The organism is Ruegeria sp. C2, from assembly GCF_056537765.1.
In genome coordinates, this window is record NZ_JBQFRZ010000001.1 from 1,684,981 (window position 1) to 1,697,438 (window position 12,458).

Sequence of the window (12,458 nt, forward strand, 5' to 3'; positions counted from 1 at the left end):
TTGTTGGTGCCCGTGGCGAAGCTACGCCGCGGGCATTTTTTCTGCGATGAGCGAAATGGCCTGCGCCAACGCTTCGTCAATGCTTAGCTCAGAAGTATCCAGTAGAATGGCATCTTCGGCTGGTTTCATCGGCGCAGTGCTGCGCTCGGCATCCCGCGCATCGCGTTCGCGCACATCGGCCAGAACTTGCTCTGGCTTCACATCCGATCCCTTGGCGATGAGCTCACGATACCGGCGCTCGGCCCGAACTTCGGCGCTGGCGGTAACGAACAGCTTCACCTCGGCTTCGGAGCAAATCACCGTGCCGATATCGCGCCCATCCAGCACAGCGCCTCCGGCGCGACGTGCAAAGCTGCGTTGGAAGTCCACCAATGCAGCACGGACCTCGGGGATCACAGCCACTTTGGACGCAGCCTGCGCGATCTCGGCCGTGCGCAGATCACCCTGCCCAAGTTCTTCCGCCGTCAGGGCCTGCGCTGCTTCGACCGGGTCTGTACCTTCGAGAGTGCGCCGACCAACAGCACGGTACAAAAGACCCGTATCCAGATGTGCGAAACCGAAATGCGCGGCCACACCTTTCGAGATGGTCCCTTTCCCCGCCGCCGCCGGGCCGTCGATTGCGACGGTAAAGCTCATGTGCGTTCGACCCTGCCCCCCAGCGCAGCCATCAATGGCTCGAAGATCGGGAAAGAGGTCGCGATGGGGCCGCCATCATCTACCGAAACCGGAGCTTTGGCACCCATACCCATCACCATGAAGGACATGGCGATGCGGTGATCCAGAAAGCTTTCGCAGGTGCCGCCGCCGGGAACGTTGCCGATGCCCAGGCCTTCGACCGACCACCAGTCTTCGCCCTCTTCCACGGTTACACCATTGGCGCGCAGACCTTTGGCCATGGCGTCGATCCGGTCGCTTTCCTTTACGCGCAGCTCTTTGACGCCACCCATCATGGTGGTTCCGGTGGCATTCGCGGCCACGACAGACAACACCGGATATTCGTCGATCATCGAGGCCGCACGTTCCGGCGGCACCTCAATCCCCTTCATGTTCGGAGAGTATTTCGCCCGTAGGTCGGCAACAGGTTCGCCACCCTCTTCCCGCTCGTTTTCATAGGTCAGGTCGGCACCCATTTCGCGCAACGTGGTGAACAGGCCCGCGCGCGTCGGGTTCAGGCCGATGCCGGGAACTAGCACATCCGAGCCCGGTGTGATCAGCGCGGCGCAAACTGGAAATGCCGCACTGGACGGATCGCGCGGCACGGCGATGACCTGGGGTTTCAGCTCTGGCCGGCCTGTTAGAGTGATAACCCGCCCCTCGTCCGTATCTTCGACAGTGATCTCAGCACCAAACCCGGCCAGCATGCGTTCCGAGTGATCGCGGGTCGCCTCTTTCTCAACTACCACGGTCTTGCCGGGCGCATTAAGACCAGCCAGTAACACCGCCGATTTCACCTGCGCCGATGGAACTGGAACTTCATATCGTACCGGAGTGGGATCCGCCGCGCCAACGAGCGTCATCGGCAAGCGCCCACCAGACCGGCCAACGGACTGCGTCCCAAACAACGCAAGCGGATCGGTGACCCGCGCCATCGGGCGTTTGTTCAGGCTGGCATCACCGGTGAACGTTGCCGTGATCGGGCACGTCGCCATCGCGCCCATGATCAACCGCACACCGGTGCCGGAGTTGCCGCAATCAATGACCTGATCCGGCTCGGCAAACCCACCGACACCCACGCCGTGCACCGTCCATTCACCACCGCCGTGATCCGTCACCTCGGCCCCAAAGGCGCGCATGGCTTTGGCGGTGTCCAGAACATCCTCACCTTCTAGCAGGCCCGAAATCCGGGTCTCACCCACGGCCATCGCGCCCAGGATCAGCGACCGGTGCGAGATCGACTTGTCCCCGGGCACCTCTGCCGTGCCGGTCAGCGGGCCGCAGGGGTGCGACGTCATCGGGATGGGCGTGCCGTGTCCGGACATGGGGGCTCCTGTTTTCGCTATCAGTTCAAGGCGGATTAGCGAATTGAGGGCCGATGGTCCAGCAGCAATCAGCCTTTGCGGCGGAAGGTCAGGTAATGAGGCGTGCGCCCCTCACGCAGGGCTTTCTGTTCATAGCGGGTAGAAATCCAGTCATCCCACGGCTCACGCCAATCCGCCGGGCGCTCGGCCAGCCATTCGAACCCGGCGCGCGGCACCTCTTCCAAGGTCTGGCGGACGTAATCCGGAATATCGGTTGCAACGCGAAAGATCGAGCCGGGCTTCAGAACCCACGCCAGAGGTTCGAGATGTTCTGGGGTTACGAAACGGCGTCGGTGATGTCGCTTCTTGGGCCAGGGATCAGGGTAGAGTAGAAACGCACGCGAGATACTGGCCTCAGGCAGCACGTCGAACAGGTCACGCGCATCGCCAGGATGCACGGCCAGGTTTTCGACACCCGCCTGACGGATCTTGCCCAGCAGCATGGCAACGCCGTTGATATAGGGCTCGGCCCCGATGATCCCGATATCGGGGTTGCTTTGCGCCTGATGAACAAGATGCTCGCCGCCGCCAAAGCCGACTTCAAGCCAGACCGGTTTGCCACCAAACAGCGCGTCAAGATCCAGCGGGTTTCGTTCGGGATTGCTATCCCAGTCGATAGCACCGGGGGACAGCGCAGCAAGATCCTCGTTCAGATAGGTCTTTTGGCTGGGCTTCAGGGTTTTGCCCTTGAAGCGACCGTAAAAGTTTCTGCGCGGGCGTTGTGGGGTCTGCGTGCTCATGGCGGTCGCCATACTGTGGTGCGCGCGATGTGGCAAGAGGTGGAGGGCAACCTCCACGCTCGTGCGGTAATTTCGAAGAGAATGCAAAGCGCGCCCGTCAGGGCGCACAATTTAGCAGTCGATCAGACAGCAGACTTCAGCGCTGCAGTCAGATCAGTGCGTTCCCAGCTGAAGCCACCGTCAGCATCCGGCTCACGACCGAAATGACCATAAGCTGCGGTGCGCTGATAGATCGGTTTGTTCAGCTGCAGATGTTCGCGAATCCCGCGCGGTGTCAGGTCCATGACCTGGCCCACTGCCTTTTCGATCACGGCGTCAGCGATCTGACCGGTGCCATGTGTGTCCGCATAGATCGACAGCGGTTTGGAGACGCCGATCGCATAGCTCAGCTGGATCGTGCAGCGTTCGGCCATGCCAGCGGCCACGACATTCTTGGCCAGATAGCGCGCGGCATAAGCGGCTGAGCGATCGACCTTGGTTGGATCTTTCCCCGAGAACGCACCACCACCGTGCGGAGCTGCCCCGCCGTAGGTGTCGACGATAATCTTACGTCCGGTCAGACCAGCATCCCCATCAGGACCACCAATAACGAATTTTCCCGTAGGGTTGACGTGCCAATCGGTTTCGTTGCTCAGCCAGCCTTCGGGCAGGGTTTCGCGGATATAGGGCTCAACAATGGCGCGGATGTCATCCGAGGTCAGCGCAGCATCAAGATGCTGTGTCGACAACACGATCGAGCTGACGCCGACCGGCTTGCCATCACGATAGACCACCGAGAGCTGCGATTTGGCATCAGGGCCCAGCGCTGGTTCGGTACCGTTCTTACGTACCTCAGCCAGACGGCGCAGGATCGCGTGCGAATACTGGATCGGCGCAGGCATCAATGCGGGCGTTTCAGTTGTGGCATAGCCAAACATGATGCCTTGATCGCCAGCGCCCTCGTCCTTGTTATCCGACGCGTCCACGCCCTGCGCGATATGGGCGGATTGTTCGTGCAACAGGTTTGTCACCTCGACGGTTTCGTGGTGAAACTTGTCCTGCTCGTATCCGATATCCTTGATGCAGGCGCGCGCGATGTCATCAATATGCGCCATATAATCGTGGAGTTTTTCCTGATCCGACAGGCCAACCTCACCACCGATGACCACGCGGTCGGTCGTGGCAAAGGTCTCGCACGCGACGCGGGCTTCGGGTTCTTCACGCAGAAACGCGTCAAGTACGGCGTCCGAGATACGGTCACAGACCTTGTCCGGATGCCCTTCGGATACAGACTCCGAAGTAAAAGTGTAGTTTTGTCGGGACATGAAAGTGCTCCATTAAGATTTCTCCGTCACGCCAGGAAGCCGTTGTGACGAGCGACCGACCGAATACGCGCACTGTCAGGCAGGGTCAATCGGTAATTGGTCACGACCGCGACGGTTGTGGTGCCAGAGCAGCACGAACAGCGCCAGTAATGCCAAAAGGATCGGATTGTCTCCGATCCAGGAATAGACGGTGGCGCGATGGGGCAGCGGCAATTCAGCATCAATGAAACCCGCCTGCTCCAAAGGCAGAGATGCGGTGATCCTCCCTAATGGGTCGATCATCGCCGATATTCCGGTATTGGCGGCGCGCATCATCGGCAGCCCCTGCTCTATCGCGCGCATCCGCGCCTGAGCCAGATGCTGATAGGGGCCGGACCACGTCCCGAACCAAGCATCATTGGTGATCTGGAGCAGAAAATCCGCGCGTCCCGGTGCGGACAAGACATCCTGTGTAAACACTGCCTCGTAGCATATCAACGGCAACGCCTTGCCCAGAGGGCCAGCCTCCATCAACGCAGCACCCGGTCCAGCACTGAACCCGTTGCCCGTAGTTGCAGCCATCCCGTGTATACCAAAGCGAGCCATCAGATTGCCGAACGGGACATATTCGCCAAACGGAGCGAGATGGTGCTTGTCATAAAGCCCTTGCTGCTGACCCTCGGCGTTCAGGTAGATCATCGAATTGTAGATCCGCTGCCCTTCAGCCCTTTGGATACCCAAAAAGACCGGCGTGCCTTGGGCGGCATCGGCAATCGCGGACAGATGAGGCTGCGCGCTGCCCAGCCAGGCGGGTACTGAAGTTTCAGGCCAGACGATCAGATCAGGCCTGGGCTCCGCTACCGTAAATTCGAGCTGACGCGCGAAGAACAACGGGGCGTATGCCGGGTCCCACTTCTGATGCTGCGGCGCGTTGGGCTGGACCAATCGGACAATATATCCGGATTGTTCGACAGAGGGTCGCGTCGAAGCATAAGCGATAGTCACTGCAACAAATCCAGTGATTATGACGACGGGTATCATCAGCCCGCGCGGCGAGCGATCGTTGAACAGCGCAGCACCCAACAGAAGCGTCGCCAGCAGTGTCAATGCACCAACGCCATAAGGCCCCATAAGCGAAAGCAGCTGGGCAACCGGTGTATCCACCCAAATCTGGGCAATGCCCGCCCACGGAAACCCCGTCAGCAAATACCCACGCCCAAACTCGGCGAGGGATAGTGCTACGGCCAATAGGGCTGCTTGCGCGGCGGGTCGTCCTCCGATCCGCTTTGCAACGCCGAAAGCCGCACCCCAGAACAGGGCGAGACCGGCGGACATCAACAACAGAGCAAACGGCGCCATCCAGGCGTGTCGTTCTGCATCAACCTGAAACGGCTCGACAATCCAGCTGAGGGCATGAGCAAAATACCCGGTCCCAAAAGCCCACCCCAGCGCGGCGGCGCGGCGGGGTGTCTCGCAGGTTAGATAAAGCGGTGCGATCAGCAGCAAAGCCAGAAGCGTAGCCAACCAGTACCCCAACGGAGCAAGACCCAAGGCCCCGATAGCCCCAAGCACGGCTGCCAACGCAGTCCGCAACCACATAGGCCACCGGCGAGCAGGATTCATACAGCACTATCCGGCAGCATGACCCGCAAACGCTTGATACGGCGCGGGTCTGCGTCAAGCACTTCGAACTCGGGGCCTTCGGGATGGCATACAACTTCGCCGCGCGTAGGCACCCGACCAGACAGCATGAAGACCAGGCCGCCCAGCGTATCGATCTCCTCCTCATCCACGTCTTCGTGGCTGGTCAGAGAGCGACCGATCTCGGCCTCGAAGTCTTCGAGCGGGACACGGGCCTGCACCACGTAGCAACCCGGTTTTTCCTGGATCCACAACTGATCTTCATCAGCATCATGTTCGTCGGCGATCTCACCTACGACCTGCTCGATCAGATCTTCGATGGTCAGCAGACCGTCGACCCCTCCGTATTCATCAATGACCAACGCCATGTGACGCCTTTCGGTCTGCATTTTGGTCAGAAGTACACCAATCGGCATCGATGGGGGCACAAACAGCAATGTCCTGAGCATCGACTTCAGATCGAACTCGGTTGAATTGCCGTTGAACCCATGCGTCAGTGCGAAATCCTTCAGATGAACAAATCCCAGCGGCGTATCGAGCGTTCCCTCATAGACCGGGATTCGGGACAAGCCGCTGTCGCGGAATATCTGCGCCAACTCATCCTTTGGGGTTGTCGAGGGGACCGAGATAATCTCAGCGGTCGGGATTGCAACATCTTCCACCCGCATCCTGCGCAGGTTGATCATGCCCCTGGGTTGTTGGATGCTGACCTCGGCACCGTTTGCCTGATCCGCCTCATCACCCTGTGAAGAAAAAGCGTCGAAGATGCGTGACAACAGTCCGCCTTTTTCGTCGCTATCATTGCCGCTGTTCTGAGATTGCGCGCTCTGCGCCGCCCTAGAACTGCCGTCTGTATCGCCCATTATCCTGTTCCAAATGATTGGGCAAAGCTGCCCCTGTCATACATTATATGGGTTATCTATACCCAGTTTGCCAAGTATCTCGACCTCGACCGCCTCCATCAAAGTGGCGTCGAGGTCACGAATGTGGTCGTAACCCAGCAAATGCAATGTTCCGTGAACGATCAAATGGACGACGTGATCGTCCATATCTTTACCTGCTTCTGCAGCCTCGCACGCGCAGGTATCGTATGAGATCGCTATGTCGCCCAGCGCTATTTCACCGGTGAAATCCGGTTGCGGCGGCGGCGGCGGATCACCGGCCCGGTCGGCGGCCAGATCTTCCGCAGGCCAGCTGAGTACATTGGTCGGCGTGGGCTTTTCCCGAAACTCAGCATTCAGTTCCGAGATTCGTTGATCGTCACAGCCCAACAAGCTGACCTCACACAGGTCGGCATCCAAATCGCAATGATCCAAGGTGGCCACGATTGCACGCATCGCCAGCTCGTCCAGACCGAGCCAACGCCCATCTTCGAGAGTGATTTCCAGATTCATACCAGTGATCCCGGGCCCAGACATCGTTGGGCCCGAAGGTTATCCGGTTTCGCGGCCCGCGTCGGCCTCATACGCTTCGATGATGGCGGCGACAAGCGGGTGGCGTACGACATCCTTCGAGGTGAAATAGTTGAAGCTGATATTCGGGATCGTCTTCAACAGCCGCTCGGCATCCGCCAAACCCGACTGCACCCCGCGCGGCAGATCAACCTGAGACCGGTCGCCAGTGATCACCATCCGACTGCCCTCACCCAAACGGGTCAGGAACATCTTCATCTGCATCGTGGTAGCGTTCTGCGCCTCATCCAGGACAACAAAGGCATTCGCCAACGTGCGCCCGCGCATGAAGGCCAGCGGCGCAATCTCGATCCGTTTTTCCTCGATCAGTTTGGCCAGCTGCTTACCCGGAAGGAAGTCGTTCAGCGCATCATAAAGCGGCTGCATATAAGGATCGACCTTATCCTTCATGTCGCCTGGCAGATAACCCAGCTTTTCCCCCGCCTCGACCGCCGGTCGGCTGAGGATGATCCGGTCCACATGGCCGCCGATGAACATAGAAACACCAACAGCTACGGCCAAATAGGTCTTGCCGGTTCCGGCTGGGCCAATGCCAAAGGCCAGCTCATTGTTGAACAGCGACTGCACATAGGCTTTCTGGGCGTCGGTGCGTGGCTCAACCAGTTTCTTGCGGGTCTTGATCTCGACGGTGCCGCCCTTGAACATCTCAAGCTGATCGCCATCCCGGGTGCCAGTTCCGGCCTCAGAGTTACCCATGCGCAGCTCGCGATCTACATCTGCGGCTTCGACATCGCGCCCGCCTTCGAGGCGCGTATAGAGCGATTGCAAAACTTCGATCGCCTGCTTTTGCGAATCTTCGTCACCAAGCACGACCAGTTGATTGCCGCGCCGAACGATCTGGACCGAGAGCTTTTGTTCGATATCAGTCAGGTTGCGGTCATATTCACCACAAAGATCGATCAGTAATCTGTTATCTGGAAATTCAACAAGCGCCTCACGCTGGGGCATGTCATCTTGCGGTGGGGTCAGGGCACCGATGGCCAATCCGTTCTCCTGTCTTGGCGTTTCAACCTGAGCGTAGACAACATTCTGAGGTAGACGCAAGCCGCAGATTCAATTTTTGCAGGACCGATGGTAAAACCGTCGATTTGTACGGCAAGCCTAAGCGCTGCAACTGATCTTTCCGACTGATCAGAAGGTGTAGTTCAACCCAAACCGCAAACCGCGATAGCTGGGTGTGGATTTGGTGGAGAACGTCGGGCCAAGATCGACGGTTTTCGAATCGAACTGAAGGTATTCGATCTCACCCGTGATCGACCAGTTTTCGTTCAGCTTGTGCTCCGCGCCCAGACTTGCCGAAAACCCCTGACGCCGGTCGACATCTTCAAACCGCGATGACCCGCCGGGATCGGATATAGAGGTCGATGTGGTTATGTCGCCCCGCACGTACCCCAGTGTCGCAAAATATAAGACACTGCCGCTGCGATTGGTCAGGCCGTTTTTCAACCGCACCGAAAATACATCCGAGATTGCCGACCTGCCCGAGACGACCGCCCCTCCGATCGTGGCTGTTGTGCTGTCATCCAGCGTTCCGTAGTCGTATCCAAGCTCGATACCATAGACGTAATCTCGCCCACCCCAGGCAGGCAGAACACCACGCCAACCGCCGCGGAAGCCGCCGAAATTTCCACTGGGGTTCAACTCTCCGAGGCCAAACAGGGTTGCGCCATTGACCCTCAGGCCGAATTCGTCTGAGCCGCCGGAGGCTCGACCACCGCTCACACCCAAATAGAACGCGCTGACGTCCCGTGCAAAACGGTTTGCCGAAACCACTTCCGGTTCTTCCACGCCCCCAGTCGCATCACCCGCCAACGAAGGCGCGGCACAGCCGAACATCACGGCGACCGACATCAAAATCCGAAATGGTCCTGATCTTGGGAAACGCATCCGGCTCACCACTCATACCTCCACCGCGACAGGGTTTCATTCAACCCGCACAGATTAAAACACCCAGAGTCCTATCCCTGTGAAATCTGGTCTTTCTCGGAACATGACTGCGATTAATAAATCAAGGGTTAAATTCCACTGAATTTTTCCCCTATGACGCAGATACGACGGCCTAAACCAGCTCTCCGGCCAGTGAATTCGCGCCAGAAGCGGTGATTCTTACCCGACGCAAATCGCCACTTTCCACATCTGCATTCGCGACGTGGACCGCGTGTAGATATTCGGATTTCCCAACCATCTGGCCCGGTTGGCGTCCCGGCTTCTCAAACAGAACGCTGACACTACGACCTACCATCGCGTCCTGAATCTCGCGTTGATGACGTGTGATCATTGCCTGCAGACGTTGCAGGCGGTCGTCGGCCAGTTCAGCATCGACCTGTGGCCGTTCTGCCGCAGGTGTACCGGGCCGAGTCGAATACTTGAACGAATAGGCATAACCGTATTTAACCGCTTCCACCAAATCCAGCGTCGCCTGAAAATCCTCCTCAGTCTCTTCGGGGAAACCAACAATAAAGTCACCCGACATCAGAATATCGGGGCGCGCCTCGCGGATACGTTCGATCAGACGCAGGTAACTTTCGGCTGTATGGCTGCGGTTCATCCGTTTGAGAATCTTGTCCGATCCCGACTGCACGGGCAGGTGCAGATAAGGCATCAACTTCTCGCAGGTTCCATGCGCCTCGATCAGATCATCGCTCATGTCATTGGGATGCGAGGTGGTGAAGCGAATGCGTTCCAGCCCGTCGACCTTGTTCAACTCCCAGATCAGAGCAGCCAGCGTCATGTCTCCGTTCGGACCTGCCCCGTGATAGGCGTTGACGTTCTGGCCCAGCAGAGTGATCTCACGCACGCCCCGTTCGACCAGATCCTGCGCCTCGCGGATGATACGATCGGTGGGTCGGCTGACCTCGGCCCCACGGGTGTAGGGCACCACGCAGAAGGCGCAGAATTTATCGCACCCTTCCTGAACCGTCAGAAAGGCGGTGGGACCGCGTTTGGCCTTGGGCCGGTTCTTGAGCTTCTCGAACTTGTCCTCTTCAGGAAAGTCGGTATCCAGCGCCTTTTCGCCCGCGCGGGTCTTCGCCTCCATCTCGGGCAAACGGTGATAGCTTTGCGGGCCAACCACGAGATCGACCAGCGGCTGGCGGCGCATGATCTCTTCGCCCTCGGCCTGCGCGACGCAACCGGCAACACCAATCTTCAGATCAGGTTTGTCGGCCTTCAGCCCTTTAAAGCGCCCCAGTTCCGAATACACCTTTTCTGCCGCTTTCTCGCGGATATGGCAGGTATTCAGCAGGATCATGTCCGCATCTTCGGCGGATTTCGTTTCGACATAGCCCTGCCCGCCCAGCGCTTCGGCCATGCGTTCACTGTCATAGACGTTCATCTGACAGCCGTAGGTCTTGATAAACAGCTTCTTCGGTTCGGACATGGATCGGGCCTCTGGGTTCGCTGGATCGGCGTCGTCTATACGCAACGAACGCCGCTTGCAATGCCGGCGCAATTACCCGAATTTGACGGGAATTTCCAGCAAGGCGAAACCCGGACAGGCGATGCACTACGAATCCCTCGATCACTTCCTGCAAACCGGCCAAACTGCACTTGGCAAAGGCCCCATCGCGCTGATCTTTGCAGAGGATGACGTCGAACTGGATGGCACCTTGCGGCATCATCTGAGACTGGGTTTCAATCCCGTTATCGCTTTCATGCCCGATGCGTTCCCGCTTAGCGACGAACTCACGGATCAGATCCATCGCGTTTCTCTGACCTGTGCGCCACGCCCAGTGGTGTTCGACACGATCAACCGCATCATCCAGACCGCACCGGATCTCTGGATGTTCTATTGCTACAACGCCGAATACCTGATCTTTCCGTTCTGCGAGACGCGAACGATCGGAGAGTTGCTGGCCTTCCATACCGAAGAGCGGCGCTCGGCAATGCTGACCCACGTGATTGATCTTTATGCCGATGACCTGACGGCGTTTCCCAACGGAGTGGCCCCGGATCGGGCGATGCTCGACAGCACAGGATATTACGCACACACCCGCCACGACGCTGCAGGCAGACCTCTTGAACGGCAACTCGATATGTCCGGCGGCCTGCGCTGGAGGTTCGAAGACCACATCCCCTATGCGCGCCGCCGCATCGACCGGATCGGGCTGTTCAGAACTAAACCCAATCTGAAACTGCAGCCGGATCACACGTTCAACGAGGCCGAATACAACACCTATGCCTGCCCCTGGCACAACAACCTTACAGCGGCGATCTGTTCGTTCCGCGCGGCCAAAGCACTCAGGACAAATGCGGGCTCTGCCTTCGGCATCTCCGACTTTCGCTGGACCCATTCGGTGCCCTTCGAATGGACATCGGCCCAATTGTTACAGCTGGGCCTGATTGAACCGGGGCAATGGTTCTGATCCGTTCCTCATCTGGCTAAAAATACCTCGGGGGAGTCGCGGCCCGCCGCGGCCGGGGCAGAGCCCCCTAGCTTCACCGTTGCAACAAAACCGGGAACCAATCCTCGCGCAAGCGCTGCCCCGGCACCATGTCATGCCCGGGAAACGGGGGCGACGTGCGACCCGGGCGCTCGACATAGCGCGCATCATCCCCCACCAGCCGCAGAGAGAACGCACGCCGACGTCTATCAGATTGGTTCCCCCGCGCACCATGCAGAGTGCGATAGTTGAATGCGACCGCATCACCGGGTTCCATTTCGAACTCAACCACCCGCATACCCTCGGCGTCCGGATCCGGAACGGGGATGTATTGGCCTTCGTCGGGGAAGAACCCCTCTTCGCTGACCCAACGGGTCGGCAGCACCTCTTTCTCCCACCGATGCGAACCCGCAACGCAGCGCAAGGTCGCATGTGTGACCCGATCCAGCGGTGACCAGAAGCTGATCGTCTGCTGGCCTTCGACAAAGTAGTACGGCCCGTCCTGATGCCACGGCGTGGCCATCGAGGTGCCCGGCTCTTTCACCAGCACATGATCATGGAACATCTGCACCCTGTTCGACTGCATCAGGTCTGCAGCGACCTCGGCTGCAGGTGAGGCTCGGATCACGTCGCGAAACTGGGGAATGCGCGACCAATTGCAATAATCGTCAAAGAATCGGCCCGACTCGCCCTCTTTCTTGTTTTCCGACGCATAGGGTCCCGGCTCGGCCATATTGGCCGCTACCCCGTCGCGCAAGACTTCAACGTGATCAGCAAAAAGGCCTTTGATCAGGACGACGCCATCGGCCTGATAGGTGTCGATCATCTCTTGGGAAACAAGTCGGTGCGGCATGTCGGCCTCCATAAACAACTCAGCCTGATCTGCACACGAATGCGTCCACTGTTCAAATCATATCTTTCA

At 58.7% G+C, this 12,458-nt stretch carries 12 protein-coding genes and 1 riboswitch; of the genes, 1 reads left to right on the forward strand and 11 read right to left on the reverse strand.

The window, feature by feature from the left end:
* Positions 1-21 precede the first annotated feature (21 nt).
* The 10 genes from cmk to miaB form a co-directional block, all read right to left on the reverse strand.
* Positions 22-636 carry a (d)CMP kinase gene (gene cmk, locus ACR0IV_RS08520; protein ID WP_480657042.1) on the reverse strand — a complete coding sequence of 205 codons (615 nt, stop codon included), beginning with the start codon at positions 634-636 and terminating at the stop codon, positions 22-24.
* Positions 633-1,979 carry a 3-phosphoshikimate 1-carboxyvinyltransferase gene (gene aroA, locus ACR0IV_RS08525; protein ID WP_480657041.1) on the reverse strand — a complete coding sequence of 449 codons (1,347 nt, stop codon included), beginning with the start codon at positions 1,977-1,979 and terminating at the stop codon, positions 633-635. The genes cmk and aroA overlap by 4 nt, the downstream gene beginning before the upstream one ends.
* 68 nt (positions 1,980-2,047) lie before the next feature.
* Complete coding sequence (gene trmB, locus ACR0IV_RS08530) at positions 2,048-2,758, reverse strand: tRNA (guanosine(46)-N7)-methyltransferase TrmB (RefSeq protein WP_480657040.1); 711 nt, start codon at positions 2,756-2,758, stop codon at positions 2,048-2,050.
* Positions 2,759-2,880: 122 nt separating this feature from the next.
* The gene (metK, locus tag ACR0IV_RS08535) at positions 2,881-4,062 is read right to left on the reverse strand and encodes a methionine adenosyltransferase (protein WP_480657039.1); all 1,182 of its coding nucleotides are present in this window, start codon (positions 4,060-4,062) and stop codon (positions 2,881-2,883) included.
* A gap of 5 nt (positions 4,063-4,067) precedes the next feature.
* Positions 4,068-4,116, reverse strand: a riboswitch (SAM-SAH riboswitch).
* A 21-nt stretch (positions 4,117-4,137) separates the two neighbouring features.
* On the reverse strand, positions 4,138-5,664 hold the full coding sequence (gene lnt, locus ACR0IV_RS08540) for an apolipoprotein N-acyltransferase (protein WP_480657038.1): 1,527 nt from the start codon (positions 5,662-5,664) through the stop codon (positions 4,138-4,140).
* Positions 5,661-6,545, reverse strand: a complete 885-nt coding sequence (locus tag ACR0IV_RS08545) for a hemolysin family protein (protein WP_480657037.1) — start codon at positions 6,543-6,545, stop codon at positions 5,661-5,663. The genes lnt and ACR0IV_RS08545 overlap by 4 nt, the downstream gene beginning before the upstream one ends.
* Before the next feature lie 36 nt (positions 6,546-6,581).
* Positions 6,582-7,076 (reverse strand): rRNA maturation RNase YbeY, encoded by a 495-nt coding sequence (gene ybeY / locus ACR0IV_RS08550; RefSeq protein ID WP_480657036.1) that lies wholly within the window; start codon positions 7,074-7,076, stop codon positions 6,582-6,584.
* 39 nt (positions 7,077-7,115) lie between these two features.
* Positions 7,116-8,138, reverse strand: a complete 1,023-nt coding sequence (locus tag ACR0IV_RS08555) for a PhoH family protein (RefSeq protein WP_480469064.1) — start codon at positions 8,136-8,138, stop codon at positions 7,116-7,118.
* A gap of 147 nt (positions 8,139-8,285) precedes the next feature.
* On the reverse strand, positions 8,286-9,041 hold the full coding sequence (locus tag ACR0IV_RS08560; protein WP_480733782.1) for an outer membrane protein: 756 nt from the start codon (positions 9,039-9,041) through the stop codon (positions 8,286-8,288).
* A 172-nt stretch (positions 9,042-9,213) separates the two neighbouring features.
* Positions 9,214-10,533 carry a tRNA (N6-isopentenyl adenosine(37)-C2)-methylthiotransferase MiaB gene (gene miaB, locus ACR0IV_RS08565; RefSeq protein ID WP_480657034.1) on the reverse strand — a complete coding sequence of 440 codons (1,320 nt, stop codon included), beginning with the start codon at positions 10,531-10,533 and terminating at the stop codon, positions 9,214-9,216.
* A 121-nt stretch (positions 10,534-10,654) separates the two neighbouring features.
* Here miaB and ACR0IV_RS08570 point away from each other — a divergent pair, with 121 nt between their 5' ends.
* Positions 10,655-11,518, forward strand: coding sequence for a glycosyltransferase family protein (locus ACR0IV_RS08570; protein WP_480657033.1), 864 nt, complete (start codon positions 10,655-10,657; stop codon positions 11,516-11,518).
* Positions 11,519-11,591: 73 nt separating this feature from the next.
* Here ACR0IV_RS08570 and ACR0IV_RS08575 read toward each other — a convergent pair whose 3' ends face one another.
* Positions 11,592-12,389 carry a phytanoyl-CoA dioxygenase family protein gene (locus ACR0IV_RS08575; protein WP_480657032.1) on the reverse strand — a complete coding sequence of 266 codons (798 nt, stop codon included), beginning with the start codon at positions 12,387-12,389 and terminating at the stop codon, positions 11,592-11,594.
* Positions 12,390-12,458: the final 69 nt, after the last annotated feature.